This is a genomic window from Martinezella sp. CNPSo 3890 (genome assembly GCF_057784455.1).
In genome coordinates, this window is record NZ_JBXSOR010000010.1 from 48,467 (window position 1) to 70,711 (window position 22,245).

At 60.1% G+C, this 22,245-nt stretch carries 23 protein-coding genes; all 23 read right to left on the reverse strand.

Going from position 1 to position 22,245, the window contains the following annotated elements; all coding sequences use genetic code 11:
• Window positions 1–36 precede the first annotated feature (36 nt).
• A complete protein-coding gene (ureG, locus tag AC13RC_RS21750; protein ID WP_145316311.1) occupies window positions 37–648 on the reverse strand; it encodes an urease accessory protein UreG in 612 nt (203 codons plus the stop codon).
• 106 nt (window positions 649–754) lie between these two features.
• A complete protein-coding gene (locus AC13RC_RS21755; protein ID WP_488558374.1) occupies window positions 755–1,441 on the reverse strand; it encodes an urease accessory protein UreF in 687 nt (228 codons plus the stop codon).
• A 6-nt stretch (window positions 1,442–1,447) separates the two neighbouring features.
• A complete protein-coding gene (gene ureE / locus AC13RC_RS21760; protein WP_113389054.1) occupies window positions 1,448–1,963 on the reverse strand; it encodes an urease accessory protein UreE in 516 nt (171 codons plus the stop codon).
• A gap of 78 nt (window positions 1,964–2,041) precedes the next feature.
• Window positions 2,042–2,902, reverse strand: coding sequence for a GGDEF domain-containing protein (locus AC13RC_RS21765; RefSeq protein ID WP_113395461.1), 861 nt, complete (start codon window positions 2,900–2,902; stop codon window positions 2,042–2,044).
• A 272-nt stretch (window positions 2,903–3,174) separates the two neighbouring features.
• On the reverse strand, window positions 3,175–4,887 hold the full coding sequence (gene ureC, locus AC13RC_RS21770; RefSeq protein WP_113330244.1) for an urease subunit alpha: 1,713 nt from the start codon (window positions 4,885–4,887) through the stop codon (window positions 3,175–3,177).
• A gap of 3 nt (window positions 4,888–4,890) precedes the next feature.
• Entirely contained in the window at window positions 4,891–5,514 is a 624-nt protein-coding gene (locus AC13RC_RS21775; protein ID WP_113330245.1) for a Urease operon accessory protein, read from the reverse strand.
• A gap of 17 nt (window positions 5,515–5,531) precedes the next feature.
• Window positions 5,532–5,963 carry a lysozyme inhibitor LprI family protein gene (locus tag AC13RC_RS21780; protein WP_488558375.1) on the reverse strand — a complete coding sequence of 144 codons (432 nt, stop codon included), beginning with the start codon at window positions 5,961–5,963 and terminating at the stop codon, window positions 5,532–5,534.
• A gap of 16 nt (window positions 5,964–5,979) precedes the next feature.
• Window positions 5,980–6,285, reverse strand: a complete 306-nt coding sequence (locus tag AC13RC_RS21785) for an urease subunit beta (protein WP_112503616.1) — start codon at window positions 6,283–6,285, stop codon at window positions 5,980–5,982.
• Window positions 6,286–6,295: 10 nt separating this feature from the next.
• On the reverse strand, window positions 6,296–6,550 hold the full coding sequence (locus AC13RC_RS21790) for a DUF1272 domain-containing protein (RefSeq protein WP_488558376.1): 255 nt from the start codon (window positions 6,548–6,550) through the stop codon (window positions 6,296–6,298).
• 7 nt (window positions 6,551–6,557) lie between these two features.
• Complete coding sequence (locus AC13RC_RS21795; RefSeq protein ID WP_092712060.1) at window positions 6,558–6,860, reverse strand: urease subunit gamma; 303 nt, start codon at window positions 6,858–6,860, stop codon at window positions 6,558–6,560.
• Window positions 6,861–6,891: 31 nt separating this feature from the next.
• Complete coding sequence (locus tag AC13RC_RS21800) at window positions 6,892–7,713, reverse strand: urease accessory protein UreD (RefSeq protein WP_488558377.1); 822 nt, start codon at window positions 7,711–7,713, stop codon at window positions 6,892–6,894.
• Window positions 7,714–7,938: 225 nt separating this feature from the next.
• Window positions 7,939–8,634, reverse strand: coding sequence for a class I SAM-dependent methyltransferase (locus AC13RC_RS21805; RefSeq protein WP_113351606.1), 696 nt, complete (start codon window positions 8,632–8,634; stop codon window positions 7,939–7,941).
• Between the two features lie 121 nt (window positions 8,635–8,755).
• Window positions 8,756–9,724, reverse strand: a complete 969-nt coding sequence (locus AC13RC_RS21810; RefSeq protein WP_488558378.1) for a 2-hydroxyacid dehydrogenase — start codon at window positions 9,722–9,724, stop codon at window positions 8,756–8,758.
• A 146-nt stretch (window positions 9,725–9,870) separates the two neighbouring features.
• On the reverse strand, window positions 9,871–10,992 hold the full coding sequence (locus AC13RC_RS21815) for a branched-chain amino acid ABC transporter substrate-binding protein (protein ID WP_095435602.1): 1,122 nt from the start codon (window positions 10,990–10,992) through the stop codon (window positions 9,871–9,873).
• A 186-nt stretch (window positions 10,993–11,178) separates the two neighbouring features.
• Window positions 11,179–11,532 carry a DUF6867 family protein gene (locus tag AC13RC_RS21820; protein ID WP_095435603.1) on the reverse strand — a complete coding sequence of 118 codons (354 nt, stop codon included), beginning with the start codon at window positions 11,530–11,532 and terminating at the stop codon, window positions 11,179–11,181.
• 24 nt (window positions 11,533–11,556) lie between these two features.
• Complete coding sequence (locus AC13RC_RS21825) at window positions 11,557–12,285, reverse strand: ABC transporter ATP-binding protein (RefSeq protein ID WP_069611708.1); 729 nt, start codon at window positions 12,283–12,285, stop codon at window positions 11,557–11,559.
• Window positions 12,285–13,157 carry an ABC transporter ATP-binding protein gene (locus AC13RC_RS21830; RefSeq protein ID WP_069611709.1) on the reverse strand — a complete coding sequence of 291 codons (873 nt, stop codon included), beginning with the start codon at window positions 13,155–13,157 and terminating at the stop codon, window positions 12,285–12,287. The genes AC13RC_RS21825 and AC13RC_RS21830 overlap by 1 nt, the downstream gene beginning before the upstream one ends.
• Window positions 13,157–14,581, reverse strand: a complete 1,425-nt coding sequence (gene livM / locus AC13RC_RS21835; RefSeq protein ID WP_113330250.1) for a high-affinity branched-chain amino acid ABC transporter permease LivM — start codon at window positions 14,579–14,581, stop codon at window positions 13,157–13,159. The genes AC13RC_RS21830 and livM overlap by 1 nt, the downstream gene beginning before the upstream one ends.
• Window positions 14,582–14,585: 4 nt before the next feature.
• A complete protein-coding gene (locus AC13RC_RS21840; RefSeq protein ID WP_069611711.1) occupies window positions 14,586–15,488 on the reverse strand; it encodes a branched-chain amino acid ABC transporter permease in 903 nt (300 codons plus the stop codon).
• A 307-nt stretch (window positions 15,489–15,795) separates the two neighbouring features.
• Window positions 15,796–18,222: a GcvT family protein gene (locus tag AC13RC_RS21845; RefSeq protein WP_488558379.1), complete on the reverse strand. Its 2,427-nt coding sequence runs from the start codon at window positions 18,220–18,222 to the stop codon at window positions 15,796–15,798.
• A gap of 218 nt (window positions 18,223–18,440) precedes the next feature.
• Window positions 18,441–18,995, reverse strand: coding sequence for a sarcosine oxidase subunit gamma (locus AC13RC_RS21850; protein WP_488558380.1), 555 nt, complete (start codon window positions 18,993–18,995; stop codon window positions 18,441–18,443).
• Window positions 18,996–19,002: 7 nt separating this feature from the next.
• On the reverse strand, window positions 19,003–21,960 hold the full coding sequence (locus AC13RC_RS21855) for a sarcosine oxidase subunit alpha family protein (protein WP_488558381.1): 2,958 nt from the start codon (window positions 21,958–21,960) through the stop codon (window positions 19,003–19,005).
• Window positions 21,957–22,235 (reverse strand): sarcosine oxidase subunit delta, encoded by a 279-nt coding sequence (locus tag AC13RC_RS21860; RefSeq protein ID WP_113389063.1) that lies wholly within the window; start codon window positions 22,233–22,235, stop codon window positions 21,957–21,959. Before AC13RC_RS21860 ends, AC13RC_RS21855 begins: the two co-directional genes overlap by 4 nt.
• Between the last annotated feature and the right edge of the window lie 10 nt (window positions 22,236–22,245).

Sequence of the window (22,245 nt, forward strand, 5' to 3'; positions counted from 1 at the left end):
ACACCTCAGCAGATGTCTGGATAATGACAGGGCGGCTCAAAGGCCGCCCTGTTCCTTCAGGAAATCGACGATCTTGCTGACACCGTCGCCGCGCTTCATGTCGGAAAAGACGAAGGGGCGTGCCTGGCGCATGCGGGTGGCATCGCGATCCATCACCTCGAGATCGACCTCGACGAAAGGCGCCAGATCCTTCTTGTTAATGACGAGAAGGTCGGATTTGGTAATGCCGGGGCCGCCCTTGCGCGGGATTTCCTCGCCCTGGCATACCGAGATCACGTAGATGGTGATATCGGCGAGATCGGGCGAAAAGGTTGCCGCCAGATTGTCGCCGCCGGATTCGATGAAAACGACATCGAGGTCAGGAAGCCGCTCGTTCAGGCCGGCAATGGCCTGCAGATTGATCGTCGCATCTTCACGGATGGCCGTGTGCGGGCAGCCGCCCGTTTCGACGCCGACAATGCGATCCGAAGGCAGCGCCTGCATGCGCACCAGCGCCTCCGCATCTTCGGTCGTGTAGATGTCATTGGTGACGACGGCGACGGAATAGTCCTCGCGCATCGCCTTGCACAGCTTCTCCGTCAGCGCCGTCTTGCCGGAACCGACCGGGCCACCGATCCCCACGCGCAAGGGTCCATGTCTCGATTTCATGCTCGCAACTCCGATAAAGTGATAGCATAGCTAAGCGTCGGGCGGTCGCACACAGGCGAATGACGTAGGCGATGCCTCAATTTCAATATCTTCTTTGTAACGCCCATCATGACCTGAAGAGCCTCGTGCCCTGGGTCTCATGCCGCAGGCTCGCAATATCGGCCTGTATGGTCGCAGCGCCAAGATCGTCTAGGCTGGATTGAGCAGCGCGACGCGCGACATCTGCAAACAGACCTTCCAGCCGCGCCAGAACGGCGACACCATCTTTCTGGCCGCTGACACCAAGCCGAATGCCGGAAGATACCATCTGCGAGGCCAGCGCATGCAGGAAGGCGGCAGCCGCCTTCTCGGCGGCAATGCCATGCGCACCTGCGACGGCGCCGACCGCAACCGGATAGGCCGTCCTTGCCGGAAGCCCGGAAAAGATCGCATGTGGCCAGGCGGCAGCGGCCGAGAGAAAGGCATCTCCAAGCAGCATGGTCTCGTTATGCCGCTCCTTCGAGCCAGCCAGCGCCTCGGCAAGTTCCGCAACGGTCGCAAGCCGCTGCGCATCCGCGCCCGCCCGGTGCGCCTCGACCAGCAGCACTGCATCATTCCACGCGGAACCATGCTCAATGATTGCAGAAATCCAATTGCTGAGGCCGGTGCTGTCGCGCACCAGGCCGTCATCCACCGCACGCTCCAAACCGCCGGAATAGGCAAACGATCCCACAGGAAACGCCGGGGATAGCCACGCCATCAGCCGCAGCAGCGCCTGTAGGTCGCCATCGTCCGAAACCACCGCGTTGGTCATCACGGTTCAATCATGCGAATGGTTGTGATGATCGTGTCCGTGGTCATGCCCGTGACCATGATGATGGTCGTGGCCGTGCGAATGGCCTCCATGGGCGTGGTAGGCGCCTCGCGCGGGCTGGAAAGGCTCGCTGACTTCGGTCACGACAGCCCCCAGCCCCTCAAGCATGGACCGGATCACATGGTCACGCAAGATCAGGATACGCTCCTCCTCGATCTGCGCGGGAAGATGGCGGTTGCCGAGATGCCAGGCAAGCTCGATCAGATGCCTGCGATCGCGCGGGCGGATCTCGAAAAGTTTTTCATCAGCTGCAACGATCTCGATCAGCTCGCCATCCTCGCGCACCAGCAGATCGCCGCTGGCAAACAGAACCGGCTCCTTAAGATCGAGCATGACCATCTCGCCATTTTCGAGATGCAGCAGTTTGCGGCGCAGATGCCTGAGATCATGCGGCAGGACGACACGATCGATCGGATTGGAGGAAGGAGTGCCGGCCGGCAGATAGGAAGTGACGCGTAGCATGACTGTTCCAGTTTAATACTTTATCAGACCATGCAAAATAGTCGCCTCCCGCGCAAGCATCAATGGCGCATGGAAGCCTCACATCCGCTGCACATAGCGCTGCAGTTCCCTGACATCCGTCGTTGCCTCCTGTTCCTGCTCCGTGGCGCAGCGATGCCAGACCTGCGACAGACGCTCGCGCTCGTGCATGACACGGTTGCGGCCGAGCGTCTTGGCAAGATAAAGCGCCTTGTCGGCGGCGGCGTAGACGGTCTCCGTCTTGCGATCCGCGCCGATATCGGCAATCCCGGCGGAAATGGTGATCTTCACCGACCCGCCTTCAATGGCGATCGAGTGTTCGGCGATCTGCTCCTTGATCTCCTCAACGCGCGCGATACGCTCGGCCGTATCGCCGCCATGAATGATGACGCCGAATTCCTCACCGCCAAGCCGGGCAATCACGTCTTCTCCGGTGAAAGCATCGGAAAATAGCCGCGAGACCGCAACGATCACGGCATCACCGGATGCATGCCCGAAACGATCGTTGATCGCCTTGAACCGATCCAGATCGAAAATCGCCAGAGAAGCGCCGTCTCCGGCCATACTCAATGCCTCGGTGAAAGCACGGCGGTTGAGCAGGCCGGACAGCATGTCGGTGCGGCTCAACCGCTCGAACTCAGCACGGGAGACCGCGAGCCTGTGGATGGAAAAGCCTGCCAGCACCGCAAGCGCGCCGGACACGGTGCCCCCGATGATCCATGCCAGCAAGACACCAAAACGCATCGCCTCGAAGATCGGCAATGGCAGAAGATCAAGCCATTGCATCACAAAAAGCAGCACCAGGATGATGGCAAGCGACATGATGACGGCGACGAAACTCATCTTAAGCGCGAAAATAAAAATCGCACGTCGCTGCTGAAAATTACCGAGTTCGGCCTGCAGCGAAATCCATTGCTTCATGCGATTCACCTTCCTCAGCCCACTATTTCAATCATGTGAGATAGGGGTGAAGACGCTTCCAGGTCTTTAATGGAATGATTAAAATGCGGCGCATTTCCCAAGTTGTGAACAGACGGGAAGGTACATCCACCAAATCCGGTTTGCCGGCAGAAATGCGCAATGGCAAGCCACCATGCCATGTCATTGATATTGCTGCGCCCAGTGCGCAGCATAAGAAAACCCCGGAAAACCGGGGTTTTCATATCTGCCGATAATCTGCGTCCGAAATATCCTCAGAAAAGGAAATAGCGCTGCGCCATCGGCAGCACGGTTGCCGGCTCGCAGGTCAGAAGCTCGCCATCGGCCCGCACTTCATAGGTTTCCGGGTCCACCTCGATATGCGGCGTCAGGCTGTTGTGGATCATCGATGCCTTGGAAATGCCGCCGCGCGTGTTCTTGACGGGCAGCAGCGCCTTGGCAACGCCGAGCTTGCCGGCAAGCCCGGCATCGAACGCCGCCTGCGAAACGAAGGTCACAGAGGAATTCGTCCGGTTCTTGCCATAAGCGCCGAACATCGGCCGATAATGCATCGGCTGCGGCGTCGGGATCGAGGCATTCGGATCGCCCATGGGAGCAGCCGCGATGGAGCCGCCGATCAATACCATCTCCGGCTTCACGCCGAAGAAGGCTGGATTCCAGAGTACCAGATCGGCACGCTTTCCGACCTCGATCGAACCGACCTCGTGGCTGACGCCATGCGCGATCGCCGGATTGATCGTATATTTGGCGATGTAGCGCTTCGCACGGAAATTGTCGTTGTCTCCGGTCTCCTGCGCCAGGCGGCCGCGCTGGCGCTTCATCTTGTCGGCGGTCTGCCAGGTGCGGATCGCCACTTCGCCGACGCGGCCCATGGCCTGGCTGTCGGATGAAATGATCGAGAAGGCGCCGATATCGTGGAGAATATCCTCCGCGGCGATCGTCTCCTTACGGATACGGCTTTCGGCAAAGGCAATGTCCTCAGGAATCGACGGCGATAGGTGATGGCAGACCATCAGCATGTCCAGATGCTCTGCGATCGTATTAACCGTATAGGGCCGCGTCGGATTGGTCGAAGACGGAATGACGTTCGACTGGCCGCAGATCTTGATGATATCGGGCGCATGGCCACCGCCCGCGCCTTCCGTGTGGAAGGCGTGAATGGTGCGACCCTTGATGGCACCGATCGTATCTTCCACAAAGCCGCTTTCATTCAACGTATCCGTGTGGATCATCACCTGCACATCGTATTCGTCGGCAACGCTGAGGCAGCAGTCGATCGCCGCCGGCGTCGTGCCCCAGTCCTCATGCAGCTTGAGTGAGCAGGCACCGCCGAGCACCATCTCTTCCAAGGCAGCGGGCAAAGACGCATTGCCTTTGCCCGAGAGGCCGATATTCATCGGAAAAGCGTCGAAGGATTCGATCATGCGCGCCAGATGCCAGGGGCCGGGCGTGCAAGTTGTTGCCAGCGTTCCATGCGCCGGCCCGGTGCCGCCGCCAAGCATGGTGGTGATACCCGACATCAGCGCTTCCTCGATCTGCTGCGGGCAGATGAAATGGATATGGCTGTCCATGCCGCCGGCGGTGACGATCTTGCCCTCGCCGGCGATTGTTTCCGTGCCGGGTCCGACGATGATGTTGACACCGGGCTGCATGTCCGGATTGCCGGCCTTGCCGATCGCGACAATGCGGCCGTCCTTCAAACCGATATCTGCCTTGACGATCCCCCAATGGTCGAGGATCAGCGCATTGGTGATGACGGTATCGACCGCGCCATTTGCTCGCGTCACCTGGCTTTGCCCCATGCCGTCGCGAATGACCTTGCCGCCGCCGAACTTCACCTCCTCGCCATAGGTGGTGAAATCCTTCTCCACTTCGATGAACAATTCGGTGTCGGCCAGACGCACTTTGTCGCCGACGGTCGGTCCGAACATGTTGGCATAGGCGGCGCGGGAAATCCTGTAGGGCATCAATCAATCTCCTTGGGAGGCAGAGAGGAGGTTCGTGTCGGCAAGTCGCCTCAGGCGGCCGAGGGATATGTAGGCGTCCACCAGCCGTTTCTCGGCGGCGAAGGGATGTTCTTCCCAGCCCGTGTGGCTGAAACCGGTAATGGCGATATCGTCGTCGGAATAACGCGCCATCACATCGGCAATCACGATCATGCCGCTGCTCGGCACAACGTAGGAGCCGGGATCATGCTCTGCGAGTGCCGCATCGACGCCTTCGTGAATGGATTGACCGATCACGACATGCCGCTTGCCGGTTGCCTGACAGAAGGCGGTGAACTGGTCGGTATAGTCGTCGCAGAAATCGTCGAGTTCCGGATGCGAGATCGCCAGCGGCGCGCGCAGCGCCGCGAATTTGACCGGATCGCGCACGCTCCAGATCTCGGATGCGGAAGCAACGGCAGGGCTCTTGCGCCATTCGGCCGAGCCGAGCATGGCGCGCGCCGGCCGGCCGGTATTGCACACCGCAACGACGTCGGTCCGGCTGCCGCCGGCCCCCATCGAGCGGCAATCGTTGAAACGGATCACAAGATCGGCGGCATCGATGACGGCTGAGGCACCTGCCGCAACCTCACCATTACCGACAATCATTACGCTACGCCTGGAACTCACTGGTTGCCCTCCGGTCCATCGGCGAGGTCCTTCAATTCCTTGGTCCGCTTCTTCGTCAGGTCCGCCTTGCAGCCGGAGACGAGCATGGGCTCCATGGAGCCACCACGCGCCTGGAACCCTTGGGCCTCGCATTCGCCGTCGCGATAATCCACCCAGGCTCGCTGCGCCTTGATAAGCGCCTTTTCGGCGCCCTTCATGTTGTTGTCGAGATCCGCGTCGATGGCGACCATCGCCGCGCGCGTCTTCTTGTATTGCGCATTCAACGCCTTGTCGGCCGCGTCGAAATCGAGCGCGGCGCAGATATTCAGGTCCGTCTGCGCCTCCGCTTTCGCGCAATCGATCTTCGGTTCATCCGAATTGTTCTGCGCAAAGGCAGGACCACAGATCATAGCTGCAGCAAGAGCTACGGCGGGCACAAACAATTTCATCAACATCCCCCAGAAGCTACAGCTTGCCCATGACCTGCTGACGGAAGCCGTAGACTTCGCGCTTGCCCGACAGCGGGATCAGCGTTACCGAGCGTGTCTGCCCCGGCTCGAAGCGCACGGCTGTTCCGGCGGGAATGTCGAGCCGCATGCCCCTTGCCTTGTCGCGATCGAAAGAAAGCCCGGCATTCGTCTCGGCAAAATGATAATGGCTCCCGACCTGCACCGGCCGATCGCCGGTATTGGAAACCTCAAGCGTCACGGTCGGCGCTCCGGCATTGAGTTCGATGTCGCCGCTTGCGGCAATGATTTCACCTGGGATCATGGTTCTCTCCTCATGCGGCCCGGACGGGCTCGCATCCCTCAGCTTTCAGAACACGCTTGGTCGAAGCGGGATATTTGGCGAGCAACGCCGCCGGGCGGATGGGACGCCGCGCGAAGTCACCGCCGCAGTTCGGGCAGACGCCGTCCAGCACCGTATTGGTACAATCGGCGCAGAAGGTGCACTCGAACGTGCAGATCATCGCCTCCTTGCTTTCCGGAGGCAAACTCTTGTCGCAGCATTCGCAATTAGGCCTCAGCTCCAGCATGGCAACGTCACCGGATGGGTTCGTGGACGGTCACGAGCTTGGTGCCGTCGGGAAATGTCGCCTCGACCTGAACATCATGGATCATCTCGGCCACTCCCTCCATCACTTGATCACGGGTGATGACATGGGCACCAGCCTCCATCAACTCGGCGACCGGACGGCCGTCGCGCGCGCCTTCGACCACGAAATCCGTGATCAGCGCGATGGCTTCGGGATGATTGAGCTTGACGCCACGCTCCAGCCGCCGCCGCGCCACCATCGCCGCCATGGAAATCAGCAGCTTGTCTTTTTCTCTCGGAGTGAGGTTCATCGCCTACCTATGTGATTGCTGTTTGCTCAATTTACAGATTCCAGACTTTCGGCACGGGCGCTCCGTCGCGCAAGGCGGAAATGATCGGAATGAGAATTTTTCTGAGCGCGAAGCCATCGGCGGCGGCGAGCCGCACGACGAGCTTCTCGCCCCAGTGGCTGGCGCCTGCCATATGGTTTTCGAGGAGCGGCCTGATCCGGCCGAGATAGGTCTCGGCCAGCGGGCCGACATAGAGCAAGGTCGCAAAGGCCACCTGATCGTCAAGCACCGCCATTTTCGCCGTCAATGCAGCCACATCACCACCCAGCCGCAGCTCCTCGGCATGGAGCAGCCGCCCGCCGCGGCGGATGCGCCAGCGGTCGCGAAACAGCCCCTGCTCCATCGCCTCGCCCATGGCTTTCCGCCCGAGCAGGATCGCCTCGACAGCAAGGAATTCGGCCGTTTCGTCAAGCTCGACATTCAATGCACGTGAAAGCGAGGCGCGATCGAACAGGATGGTTTCCTGTGGCAGCCAATCGACCCGAGCGCCACTACCGATCTTGATCGAGGTTTCAACCTCAGCCGTGCCCATCGAAGCCTTGTAGATCTTCTCGCAAGCCTGTGTCGTCACGTCGATGCGCGTGCCCGGCCCGGCAACGACACTCCAATCCATCCGGTCGCCGCCGGTGAGACCGCCGGCGGTGTTGATGATGACCGCCTCCATCGAATGATCGAAAGTTTCCGGCAGCCTGATCTTGGCCGCTCCTTCCTGGAAAAGCTCGGCAAGGCGCGTACGGCCGCCAAGCGACTTCGCCGCAAGATGGCCGCGACCCCGCGCCCGCTGCGGTCTCGTGCCTGCCGCCATCATTGCCATCAGCCTCTCCACACATCACGTCATGCCAAAGCCCGGCCATTGAAGCCCGGCAAGGAATAAATGCAAGCAATTCCTGTGCCTTATGCGATCTCCCGCGATGTCGGCCTGAAACCGGCCACATCAGCCGCATTTTTCGTCAAACGCCGAAAAGAAAGGCAGTGAGTTTCAGTGGGCTGAACAGGTATCGGCAGCAGGTCGACACAAAGCTCTCCCTGCGAAGCGCATCTACCCTTTCACGGCCGAGAAGAAGAGGAAGCGCGGCTTGGTCGTCAGGCTCTTGTAGGCGTCGGGGAAAAGAGTGCTGACCCTGGGATCTGGCTGCGGCTCGCTCACGATATCGATCCGAAATCCGGCCGATCTCAACGCATCGAACATGGCATGCAGCGGCCGATGCCAAAATCGCATGGTGATGTCCTTGCCGCCGCGATGCCACGTCTCGCTGAAATTATAGGTCTCGAAATAGCTTTCACCGCTGGCCGGATCATGATCCATGAACGGATGATGCGTCGAAAAAATCAGGCGGCCGCCATCGGACAAGACACGCCTGAATTCCGAAAGAGGCCGCGACCAATCGTGCAGATAATGCATGACCAAGGAGGCCATGACCAAATCGAAGGCGCCGTCTTCAAAAGGCAATCGCTCGTTCAAGTCGGCCAGCAATAATCGCGCCCGCCCTTCCAGGCGGCGCCGTGCGATTTCGAGCAAGCCCGCGCTCGCATCGACGCCGGTCAGAACTGCTCCCCGATCGACGAGGGCGGCGGCGTGAGCCCCACCTCCGCAACCCGCATCGAGAACGCGAAGTCCGGCAACGTCACCGGCGAGAGAGAGAATTGCAGGTCGCTCGTAATAAGCATTCCAGGCATTGTTCTCATTGTCGGCCTGATAGGCGGCTGCGAACGCATCATAGTCATTCTCAGACACTGTTCCTCCTTGCCGGAAAACGGCACATATGACAGCACTTCAAGTGATTGACGCCGCCACCTCTTGGACGCGCCGCCTGTCCGGCAACGTCGTATCACAGTCTGGGTTTCTGTGTTTCTGCCTAGACTACGCGGTCCGACGGCTCCCGCCCGGCAAAGAAGGCGGTGATATTGTCGACGACTTTCATGCCCATGGCCGTGCGCGTCTCTTCAGTGGCACTGCCGAGATGTGGCAGAAGCACGACATTCTCCAACTTCCGCAACTGTTCGGGAACGTGCGGCTCCGCTTCATAGACGTCAAGACCGGCACCGCGGATCGTTCCCTGCTCCAATGCCGATATCAGCGCCGCCTCGTCGACCACATCGCCCCTTGCCGTGTTGATTAGGAAAGAGCCGGGCTTCATGGCTGCGAGACGAGCCGCATTCATGAGATGGCGGTTCTCGGCGCCGCCCGGACAGTGCAGCGAGACGAAGTCGGAGACTTCCAGAACATCTTCGACGGTTTGCAATTGCATGGCGCCATAGCGCGAAGCTTCCATCGGATCTATTGCCGAGCGATTATAGAAAACGACATCCATGCCGAAGCCGAAGTGACAGCGCTGCGCGAAGGCACGACCGATACGGCCGAAGCCGATGATGCCGACAGTCTTGCCCGTCACCTTCGTGCCGACGAGATGCGTCGGCCGCCAACCGGTCCAGGCGCCGTCTCTAACCTCGCGCTCGCCTTCGCCGCCGCGTCGGGCAACGGAGAGGAGCAGCAACATGGCGATATCAGCCGTGCAATCCGTCAGCACGCCCGGCGTGTTGGTGACGGTTACGCCTTTTTCCTTGGCAGCAGCGATATCGATGTGGTTGAAGCCGACACCGAAATTGCCAAGGATCTTTGAGCGGATCGCCCCCTCGAAAAGCGCGGCCGGAAGCTTGTCGGAAACCGTCGGCAGGACCGCATCATAAGTGAGCAGCGCCTCGCGCAGCCGCCCCGCATCGAGTGCTGCGTCATCCCTGTTCAAAGTGGTGTCGAAACGCTCCGAAAGCACCGCCTCGACCGCAGCCGGCCAGCGCCGGGTCACGAGAATACGGGGTTTGCTCATGCTGTGATCCTCCTGCCGATACAGGGGAGACTTAAAGCAGCTTCGGCATGAAGGAAATGGCGAACCGATATCGCAGATATGAAAAAGCCCGACCAGTGGCCGGGCTTCCCAAATCTTGCTGATGCCGGAAACCGGCGTCGCAAAGTTTACTTCGAAATTTCGGCGTAGTTGTACTTGCCGTCGGAGCCCTTGGACCACTTGTACATGACGTAGTCCGGACGGGTGATGTCGCCCTTGGCGTTGAAGCCGAGGTCGCCGATTGCGGTCTTGAACGGACCCTTTGCCTTCAGCGCGTCGGCAACAGCCATCGGATCGTTGGAACCGGCAGCCTTGGCGGCGGCAGCGATAACCTGCAGAGCCGAGTAGGAGTACAGCGTGTAGCCTTCCGGCTCGTAGCCGGCAGCGCGGAACTTGGCGACGAGATCGGCGGAAGCCGGGTTCTTGCGCGGATCCGGCGCGAAGGTCATCAGCGTGCCGTCGACGGCGTCGCCGGCGATCGACGCCAGCTCGTTCGAGACGATACCGTCACCCGACATGAAGTGAGCCTTCACGCCCTGGTCAGCCATCTGACGCATGATGAGGCCAGCTTCCGTGTGCAGACCGCCGTAGTAGACGAAGTCGACGCCAGCCTGCTTCATCTTCGCGATCAGGGCCGAGTAGTCCTTGTCGCCGGGGGTGATGCCTTCATAAAGAACTTCCGTCACGCCGGCGGCGTTGAGGTTCTTCTTGGTTTCATCGGCCAGGCCCTGACCATACGGGGTCTTGTCGTGAACGACGGCAACCTTGGCGCCCTTGAAATTGTCGGCGATATACTTGCCGGCAACTTCGCCCTGCTGGTCGTCACGACCGCAAGTACGGAACGTGTTCCACAAGCCGCGCTCGGTGAACTTCGGGTTCGTCGAAGCGGGCGTGATCTGCAGGATGCCGTTTTCGGCGTAGACTTCCGAAGCCGGGATGGAAACGCCCGAGTTGAAGTGACCGACAACGAACTTCACGCCGTCAGCGACGAACTTGTTTGCGACCGAAACGCCCTGCTTGGCATCGGAGACGTCGTCGCCGAGTTCGATCTTGATCTTTTCGCCATTGATACCGCCGGCCGCATTGATGTCTGCAGCTGCCTGTTCTGCACCCTTCTGAAGCTGCGCGCCAAACGCAGCATTCGGGCCCGTCAACGGACCACCGACGCCAACAATAATGTCGGCCTTCGCAACGCCGCCGAAAGCGATCATCGCCGACAAGGCCACCGCCGACAGAAGATACTTCTTCATATTATTACTCCCAATTTTTAAGCGGGTTCCGTTTGATCTGCCCTGCGCGATACCCACCAATCATCACGCCGGTAACGCTTGCATTCCGAACTCTGGAAGCATGACCCCTGCCCGTTCCCGTCTGTTTTTATGGGGCTGGGTGACGCTCTTGGTTGTACGCAGACTGTGCCTAGTTTAGGCGCACTGTCAATTCTTCTTCTTCCACGAAAAGGCCGAGGTCTTTTCATAGAGCCAGTAATAATTATTCACCATCTGATCGGTACGTCGATACCGGTATCCCGCCGTCGCAAAAACAAGCAGAAGCACGACATCGATGATATAGATGGTGACGTCGAAAACCGGGCCATTGAACAGCGCATGGTGCAGAAACTGCAGGCCAAGGCCGATCAGAAAGCTGTAGATGACGACAAGCGGATAGGTTTCCCAGCTGGATGCAACGGCGCGGCCAGCGCGCCATGCGGTCCAGAAACCGAGAATGACGATAACAGCGCGGATGACCATGCGCCCGCCGGTATCGGTGTCGAAGAGAAGTCCCTGCATCTCAAATTCTCCGCGAAACGAAACTCAATGGTGACCGCCTTCGAGATAGGCGGCACGCACCTCCGGATTGGCGAGCAGTTCCTTGCCGGAACCGCTCATCGTCACCCGGCCGTTGACCATCACATAGGCGCGGTCGGAAAGCTTGAGCGCCGCAAAGGCGTTCTGCTCGACGAGGAACACGGTCAGCCCCTGGGTCTGGTTCAGAACCTTGATGGCTTCGAAGATGCCCTTGACGATCAGCGGCGCCAGGCCAAGCGAGGGTTCGTCCAGCAGCAGCAGCTTGGGACGCGCCATCAGTGCGCGGCCGATCGACAGCATCTGCTGCTCGCCGCCCGAAAGCGTTCCGCCGCGCTGCGACTGGCGCTCCTTCAGACGCGGGAAGAGCGTGAAGATCTTCTCGACGTCCTCGTTGAAATATTTGAGCTTGTCGAGACTCGCGCCCATCTGGAGGTTTTCATAGACGGTCATGCGCGGAAAGATGCGCCGACCCTCGGGCGACTGCGCGATGCGAAGCCGCGCGATCTCATGCGTCGGCATGCGCGTGATATCGCGGCCGTCGAAGGTGACCGAACCGGTGCGCGCCTGCGGGCTGCCGCAGATCGTCATCATCAGCGTCGATTTGCCGGCGCCGTTGGCGCCGATCAGGCTGACGATCTCGCCGCTATTGACTTCGATATCGACGCCGGCAAGGGCGCGGATATTGCCGTAATAGGTTTCGACACCCGCAACTTTGAGAAGTGGTTGCCCCGCCATCAATGTTCACCCTCTTGGAGGTGCTCGACTTCGGCAATCACCTCTTCCACTTCCTCATCCTCGACGCCCAGATAGGCGGCAATCACGCGAGGATCATTCTTGACCTCATCCGGCGTGCCATCGGCGATCTTCTGCCCATATTCGAGCACGATGACATGGTCGGAAATTTCCATGACCACGGACATGTCGTGTTCGATCAGCAGGATCGATGTGCCGGTGTCCTTGCGGATGCTGCGAAGGAATTCGTTGAGAACCAGAGATTCGCGAGGATTGAGACCGGCAGCCGGCTCGTCCAGGCAAAGCAGTTCCGGCCCCGTACACATGGCACGAGCGATTTCCAGGCGGCGTTGCGCGCCGTAGGGAAGGTCGCCTGCAGGATCGTCAGCGCGATCGATGAGATCGGCCTTTTCGAGCCAGAAGCGCGCCAATTCGATCGCATTCTTCGCTTCGGCTCGATAGGGACCAATGCCGAGCAGGCCGAGGATCGTGTAGCCGGAGGCACGCATCAGCTTGTTGTGCTGCGCCACCAGCAGGTTTTCGAGCACCGTGAGGCCCGAAAACAGACGGATATTCTGGAAGGTACGCGCCACCTTGGCTTCGCGCGTGATCCGGAAATCCGGCAGCCGTTCCAGGAGATATTCCTTGCCGCTCTTCTGCTGCAGCGTAAGCATGCCCATCGTCGGTTTGTAGAAGCCGGTGATGCAGTTGAACACGGTCGTCTTGCCGGCGCCGTTCGGCCCGATCAGCGCGGTGATATCGCCACGCTTGGCCTCGAACGAGAAGTCGTTGATCGCCATCAGGCCGCCGAACTTCATTGACAGGTGGTCGACCTTCAAGAGGACGTCGCTGGGGTTTGCGGTCACAGCGTTCATCAGCCGTGGCCCTCCTTGGTAAAGCTGCCTGAAACCGCTTTTCGCTCCTTGAGGAAAGCGGTCGGCTCGCGCGTGCCGACAAAGCCGCGCGGCTTGAAGATCATAACGACCACCATAGCGAGGCCGAAGATCAGCATGCGGTAGAGTTCCGGTGTAAAGTCCGGCCCGAAACCGGGAATGATCGTCGTATCGCCGAAGACCAGCCCGGTCTTGAGAAAGCTCATGTTGCGCAGCAATTCGGTGCCGCCAACCATGGCGATCGCGGCAATCGCGATGCCCTTCAGCGACCCCATGCCGCCGAGAACGACGATAGCGAGGATCACAGCGGATTCGAGGAACACGAAGGATTCCGGCGAGACGAAACCCTGACGTGCCGCGAAGAAGGAGCCGGCAAAGCCACCGAACATGGCGCCGGTGGCAAAAGCCGTCAGCTTCGTCGTCACCGTATTGATGCCAAGCGAACGGCAGGCGATTTCATCCTCACGCAATGCTTCCCACGCACGTCCGATCGGCATGCGGCGCAGCCTGATGGTGACATAGGCGGTCAGCATGCAGAGCAGCAGGATCACGTAGAACAGGAAAACCTTGTACCAGGCCGACGAGATCGGCAGACCGAAACTGCGGACGAAGTTGTGCGGATCCTTCATATCGAAGGTATACAGGCCAAAAAGCGATGCCTTGGTGATGTTGGAGATGCCGAAGCTTCCCTGCGTCACATCGGTCCAGTTGGTCAGCACGATGCGGATGATTTCACCGAAGGCAAGCGTCACGATTGCCAGGTAATCACCCCTGAGGCGCAGCACCGGAAAGCCCAGGACCATCCCCCAAAGCGCTGCCAGAATGCCCGAAATCGGCAGAAGCAGCCAGAAGGATAGGCCGAAATGCATCGACAGTAGAGCATAGGAATAGGCGCCGACCGCATAGAAGGCGACATATCCCAGGTCGAGCAGACCGGCGAGGCCGACGACGATGTTCAGACCCCAGGCAAGCATCACGTAGATGAGGATCTGGATGCCGAAATTGTCGACATAGGTCAGCGCCCCTTGCGGGCCGAGGATTGCCACCGCCGCTATCGGATAGATCAGCAGAAACACAAGGGCGATCTTGTTGAAATGCTTGGAGACGAAGCTTTGTTCGCCCTCTACCTGCACGACCTTGGCCTTGGCTGCCTTTCGCGCTGCCAGATAAGGCTGGACGAAGACCGTCATGATGAAGCGGCCGACGGTAGCGATCGCGACAATGATCGCCAGAAGACCCCAGCGCTGCACGATAATCAGCTTGTTGTCCATATTCTGATCGGTCTTGAGACCGATATAGAGGACGAACATGCCGAAGGATATGACAGCGGTCCAGAGGGCGTCCGTAATCCCCTTCTGGACAAGACCGGGCGCGGTCTTGCCTGCAACGAAGTTTGAATTTGCCATGGCGTTATACCTTTTCGACTTCCGGCCGACCGAGAATACCCGTCGGCTTGAAGATCAGCACGTAGGCAAGGATGCCGTACGTGGCGACATCCTTATACGCGATGGGAAAATTGCCAGACCAGAAGGACTCGATGAAGCCGATCATCAGGCCGCCGAGAACAGCGCCCGGAAGCGAGCCGATGCCGCCCAGAACCGCCGCCGTGAAAGCCTTGACGCCCGGCACGAAACCGTCCGTGAAGTTGGCGACACCATAATACATCAGATACATCGTGCCGGCGACAGCAGCGAGTGCCGCACCCATGATGAAAGTGATGGAGATGGTGCGGTCGACATTGATGCCGAGCAGCGCCGCCATCTTGCGATCCTGCTCGGTCGCCCGCTGGGCACGCCCAAGCGCCGTCTTGTTGACGATGTACCAGAAGGCGGCGAGCAGCACGACGGTGATGATGAAGATGATGATCTGCTTCAGGGACAGCGAGACGCCGCCGAAATTGTAGACATCGCCCACCAGCGTCGGGATCGGCTTGTTGCGCGGGCCCTGTGCAACCTGGATGAAGTTCGACAGAACGATCGACATGCCGATTGCCGTGATGAGCGGCGCGAGGCGGAACGATCCGCGCAGCGGCCGATAAGCTACCCGCTCGATCACCCAGTTCCACAGGCTCGTCATCAGCATGGCGACGATCAGCATGACAAGCAGCATGATCGCGACCGGCAGGCCAGCAAAGAGCGAAATGAGAACGAGATATGTGATAAGAGCGGCGAAACCGCCGAGCATGAACACATCACCGTGGGCAAAGTTGATCATGCCGATGATGCCGTAAACCATGGTGTAACCAATGGCGATCAGGCCGTAGATCGACCCGAGAGTCAGCCCGTTTAAGAGCTGCTGGATAAAATAATCCATATATCATTTCCCCTGGATGCGGCGTCATACGACCGCATCTCTTATTGCTTTTTTAGGTTCCTTCTAGAGGCCTATGGGCGCGATTCCATACTGGTTTCGAAGGAAATGTGAAGCCAAAAAGGCGAGAAATTGACAAATTCTTTTCAAATCGCCGTGCGCTGATGCGAATCCGACCAAAAATGACACGAAAGCGGCAGGCCATGGCTCAAAATTAGCCAAAACCGTGAAGCGGCGCCTGCACTCTGAAGAGCTCTTGTCAGAGGCAGGCCTCGTCAGGCCCGCCATAGTGATCGCCTGAACCGCGACTTTACGCCCGCATCCTGGCACCATCCGCATCAAACAGCGGCTCGGCCTGCAGCCTTGCCGGCAAGAGCTCGCCGAGCAGTTCGATCGACCAGCCTTGCACCTCGCCGGCGATTTCCTTCGGCACGTAGCCCACAGCGACGGAAAGACCGGAAGCATGCGCATAGCCGCCTGACGTCACCCAGCCACAGACCGCACCGTTGTGATAGATCGGCTCATCGCCGATGACATCGGCATCCCTGGCCGAGAGGATGAAGGTCCGCAGGCGCAACGTGCCGCCCTGCGCCTTTTCCTTGGCGGCGGCCGCCTTGCCGATGAAATCGGCCTCCTTGGACAGCGCCACGAATCGGTTGAGGCCGGCCTCGAACGGCCCATAGAGTGGTCGGTATTCACGCGCCCAGCTGCCATAGGATTTGTCGAGGCGCAGCGCATTCAGCGCTCTCAGCCCAAAGAGCCGGATGCCGAACTCGGCACCTTCCTGCATCAGAAGGTCAAAGATATAGCGCTGATGCTCCGGCTTCATCCAGATTTCATAGCCGAGGTCGCCCGTATAGGAAACGCGGCCGACGATCGCAGGCGCCATGCCGATATCCATGCGGCAAATGGACATGAACGGGAAGGCGGCGGTCGAGAGATCCTGATGGGTCAGCTTCTGCAGCAGCTTGCGGGCGTTCGGACCGGCGATCGACAGGCCGAGGAGCGAAAGACCGAGTGCTTCGAGCCGAACCGAGCCGTCCTTCGGCAGCAGTCCTTCAAACCAGCGCATGTGATAGGCTTCGGCAATGCCGGAGCCGATGAGAAGGAAATCCCCCTCGCCCAGCTTCGCCAGCGTGAAATCGCCGATCAGCTTGCCGTCGTGCTTCAGCATCGGTGCCAGCGTCATCCGGCCAATGGCCGGAATGCGGCAGCTCAACAGCCGATCGAGGAAAGCTTCCGCCCCCGGTCCCTTAATCGAATATTTGGCAAAGCCGGAGGTCTCCATCAGGCCGACGCTCTCGCGCACCGCCTTTGCTTCGGCCCCGACGACATCGAAGTCGTTGGAGCGGCGCCAGGAGAATTGGTCGACCTCGCCCTGCGGCGCGAACCACAGGGCCTGCTCGAGACCATAATAAGCGCCGAATACGCCGCCGGCCTGCTTCAGCTTGTCGTAGATCGGCGTTGTCAGCAGCGGACGTGCTGCCGGCAGCTCCTCGTTGGGATAGCGGATCGAGAAGCGGCGAGCATAGTTCTCGCGTACCTTGGCATTCGTATAGGCGAGCGTCGCGTAGTCGCCATAGCGCGAAACGTCCATGGCGAAGACGTCGAAGCCCGGATCGCCGTAAATCATCCAGTTGGCGAGTGCGAGCCCCACACCGCCGCCCTGGCTGAAGCCGGCCATGACGGCGCAGGCCGACCAATAGTTCCTCAAGCCACGCACGGGGCCGACAAGCGGATTGCCATCAGGCGAAAAGGTGAAGGGGCCGTTGATGATCTTCTTGATGCCGGCATTGTTGAAGGCCGGGAAATGGCGGAAGCCGACTTCCAGTTCCGGCGTGATCCGCTCGATATCCTCGGCCAGCAGCTCGTGACCGAAATCCCAGGGCGTCGTTACCGGCGACCATGGGCGACAGGCCTTTTCATAGGTGCCCATCAGCATGCCCTGCCGCTCCTGGCGCAGATAGATCTCGCCGTCGAAGTCGACGCAGTGCATCAGCTCCTTGCCCGTCGTCTTGTTGAAGTCGATGACCTCGGGCATGTCCTCGGTGATCAGATACATATGCTCCATCGCGAGCACCGGCAGCTCCAGCCCGACCATACGGCCGACTTCGCGCGCCCAGAGACCGGCGGCGTTGACGACATGCTCGGCGATAATCTCGCCCTGGTTGGTGATGACACGCCAGGAACCATCCTCGCGCTGTACCAGCTCTTCCACCTTGGTATGCAGGTAGATTTCCGCACCGTTCTTCTTGGCCGAGCGAGCATAGGCATGCGTGGTGCCATAGGGGTCGAGATGGCCTTCGACGGGGTCGTAAAGCGCGCCGACAAACTGATCAGGATCGAGAAGCGGCATCATTTCATGCGCTTCCTTCGGCGTCAGCAGCGTCGCTTCCAGGCCATTGTAGCGGCCCTTGGCGAGAATGGATTTCAGCCAGTCGAAGCGCTGCGGGGTGGCCGCCAGCATCAGGCCGGAGGTGAGGTGCAGGCCGATGTCCTGGCCGGAATATTCCTCGATCTCCTTATAGAGCTCGACCGTATATTTCTGCAGCTTAGCCACGTTCGGATCGCCATTGATCGTATGCATGCCGCCGGCCGCATGCCAGGTCGAGCCGGATGTCAGCTCGGAGCGCTCCAGCAGAACGACATCGGTCCAGCCGAATTTCGTCAGGTGATAGAGCACCGAACATCCGACGACACCGCCACCGATGACGACGACCTTGGCATGGCTTTTCATTGGGAATCCCCTGTTTTCGGCACGAAGCCGCCGGGTGTCTTCCCGCGCGACCGACCGTATTTGAGAGGAAACCTAGAGACTATCCGAGAGACCAAATAGCCCGAACTGCGAAACCAATATGTCTGTTTGCGCCATCGCAATTGTTCGGATCGCGCCATCGGCTATCGACGGCAACGGCCGGTCGGCAAGGCGCTCGACCTCCGCCGCCACGAGGCTTTTCAGTCGGCGAAACCGGCCGTGAGCGCGAACTCCCGCCCCATCTCCATGATCTCTTCGAAGACACTGCCGGCATAGGAGCGCGGCACGATGATTTCGAAATGATCCGGACCGGTCCGGGCAACATTGACGCTGACATGGCAGCACAGCATGTTGGCCGACTGCCCCTCGGCAAAGACCTGCGGATGCAGATCGACAGCCACGCATTTGGCAAGGATACGGCGAACGCTCGGGCCGGAGATGCGAAGCAGCACGCGACCGTCGCTCTGCTCGAAGAAGGAGGTCCGGGCGGGATCGAGCGTGAAGAGATCCCGCGCGACGCTATCGGCGCTGAGCGTCTCCGATACCACGAACCATTCCCTCGGTCCGACATCGCGAACCGATACATCCTTCAATGCCTTCAGGCTTGCCAGAATACCGTCTTGATCGCCGGCCCTGGCGAGCACAGAGAAGATGGCCGGATGACGCACGACGGCGAGATGATTCGGATTTGCGGCAGCCTCGAAGCCGGAAATATGATCTTCCAGTACATGCCTGTTCTGAAACGCGACGCTCATCAATCCATCACCCCAAAAGCTTCTTGTTGTCGGGATCAACGAAAATAGGGCTGCAAACCTCCGCCGCCACTTCCTCACCCCGCAATCCGTCCCAGACGACCACGCGCTCGCCGATGCGTTCCCGGCCCGACTTCAGGAAAGCGAGCGCGATGGAATGGCCGAGCGTCGGCGAGAAGCACGCTGAGGAAACATGCCCCTGATCGTTCACCGTCGAAGGTCTCGCGCCTTCCTTCAAAATATGCGCGCCGGCGTGAATTTCCTTGGCCGTATCGATCGGCTTCAAGCCCACAAGCTGGCCGCGGTCGGCGGCAGTCAGGCCGAAGCGGGTAGATAGCCGCTTGCCAATGAAATCCGGCTTCTGCGTCGACATCATGCGGCCAAGCCCGACATCGTCAGGCGTGGTGCGGCCATCGAGTTCGTTATGGGTGACATGCCCCTTCTCGATACGCAGCACGTTGAGCGCTTCGACGCCATAGGGGCAGATGCCATGCGCCTTGCCGGCTTCCATGATGGCATCAGCCACCGCCTCGCCATAGCCGGCCGGCACCGCTAGTTCATAGGCGAGCTCGCCCGAGAAAGAGATGCGGAACAGGCGTGCCCTGAGCCCACCCTTCAGCATGATTTCGGCTGCAGCAAGGAAGGGAAAGAACGCGTCGGAGATATCGTCTTCCACGATCTGCTCCAGCACCAGCCGCGCCTTCGGGCCGGCAATCGCCATCTGCGCCCATTGATCGGACGAGGACACGAAGCGAACGTCGAGTTGCGGCCAAAGCGTCTGCGCACAGAATTCCATATGCGTCATCACTTCGCCGGCCATCGCCGTCGTGGTCGTCATGAAGAAATGGTCAGGCGTCAGCCGGCTCGTCGTGCCGTCATCGAAAACCATGCCGTCTTCGCGCAGCATCAAGCCATAGCGCGCCTTGCCGATCGGTAGTTTCAGGAAGGCGTTGGAATAGAGGCGATTGAGGAACTCAGCCGCATCCTTGCCGAAAATCTCGATCTTGCCGAGAGTCGACACGTCGCAGATCCCAACATTGTTGCGGACGTTGAGGACTTCGCGGTCCACACTGTCGCGCCAGCCCTTCTCGCCCGGTCGGGCAAACCAAGACGAACGATACCAGAGGCCGGCCTCGACGAAGCTCGCGCCATTCTTCTTCGCCCATCCATGCAGCGGCGATTCCCGAACCGGCTGCGCATGCTTGTCGCGTGCGGTTCCCGCCAGCGCACCGAAGGACACTGGCGTGTAGAAGGGCCTGAATGTCGTGGTGCCGACGGCGGCCGGGCTGATGCCGCGCATGCCGGCGATGATGCCGGCGGCGTTGACATTGCCAAGCTTGCCCTGGTCCGTCGCCATGCCGCTTGTCGTATAGCGCTTGGCATGCTCCACATGGCCGAAGCCTTCGCGCAGCGCGAGGCCAAGATCCTTGGTATGGACGTCGTTCTGGAAGTCGACGAATGCCTTGTCTTTCGCGCCCGGCACATGCCAGATCGCCGCGAAGGATGGATCGTACTCGCCATCAACTTCAAGCAAATCTTCCGCATGAGCCGTGCGGCCCAGGCTTTCGATGACCCCTCGCGCCTTCTGCGCGCCATCGGCGAGGCAGCCGGAAACGCTCTCGATACCCGCAGCCGAACCGGCAATCTCCAGCTCGCCAGAGATGATCGGTGCGATGAAGGCCTGCTTCTCGTCGGACCAGACCGGCTTGGCACCCCGCTGGCAGGCAAGATGGATGATCGGTGACCAGCCACCCGACATGGCCAGCGCATCGCAGGCGATCAGCTCATCCAGCCCGCCGCGGTCTGCAATGACGCCACTGATGCGATACTTGCCTTTGGTCGCGTGGACGCTTGCCGCATGAACCACGCGCACGCCTTGAGGAGCAACATCGGCCGACGCGGCTCGCGTGTCGAGGATTGCCGAAATCTCCACGCCTGCAGCGGCGAGATCGGCGGCAGTTCGGTATCCGGAGCCGCCATTGGTGAAGACGGTAACCTTCTGCCCGGCAACGACGCCATAGCGATTGAGATAACTGCGCATGGCACTGGCCATCATCACGCCCGGGCGATCATTGCCGCCGAACACCAGCGGTCGCTCTTCGGCGCCCGAGGCAAGGATGGCGCGCTTGGCGGCGATGCGCCAGAGCCGCTCCACCGGCAGGTCGGCCGATGGCATCGCCACATGCTTCTGCACCTTCTCGACGGCACCGAAAACATTGCCATCATACCAACCGAATACGGTGGTACGCGGCATCAAGGTGACGTTCTCGAAGCTCTGCAATTCCTCAAGCGTTGCCTGCACGAAAACATCAGCGGAAGCGCCGCCGATCGTCAGCTTTTCCGACAATAGCGAGCCGCCAAGTCTAAAGCCTTCGTCGGCCAATACGACACGCAAGCCGGCGCGGGCGGCGGTCAGAGCCGCCATCAGGCCCGCCGGACCGGAGCCGATCACGAGCAGGTCGCAATGCGCCCAGGCCTTCTCGTAACGGTCCGGATCGGCCTGCATGACCGCCTTGCCAAGGCCGGCAGCACGCCGGATCAGCGGCTCATAGACCTTTTCCCAGAATGCAGCCGGCCACATGAAGGTCTTGTAGTAGAAGCCAGCCCCGAGGAAGGGTGAGAATACCCCATTGATCGAGCCAAAATCATACTTCAGCGACGGCCAGCGGTTCTGGCTCACCGCACTCATGCCCTGATAGAGTTCGGCGACGGTAGCACGCGTATTTGGCTCGGTACGGCCATCCTTGCCGATGGTGACGAGCGCGTTGGGCTCCGCCGAACCGGCCGTCAGGATGCCGCGCGGTCGATGATATTTGAAGCTGCGGCCAACCAGTATCTGGTCATTGGCGAGCAGGGCGGCGGCGAGTGTGTCGCCTTCCAGACCCTTCATTTCCTTGCCGTCGAACTGGAAAGACAGTGGGCGGCTGCGATTGACGAGACCGCCGCTCGACAGACGATAAGAGGTCATCGCGCCGCCTCCTTTGCCTTGTCCTCGGCATCGGTAACGGAAAAGACCTCATGCGTGACATTGCTGCGCTCGACGACCAGCCAGCGGCGGCATCCGGCGCTATGATGCCAATATTCCTCAATCCGGCCGCGCTCGTTATCGCGGATGAAGACGTAGCGGTTCCAGTCCTCATCCGGCGCGGTCGGCGCCGGCCGGACAACGGAGGCCGAACCGCGAATGGAGAATTCTTCCTTGGGTCGCACGCCGCAATGCGGGCAGTTGATCAAGCTTGCCATTGGTATTGTG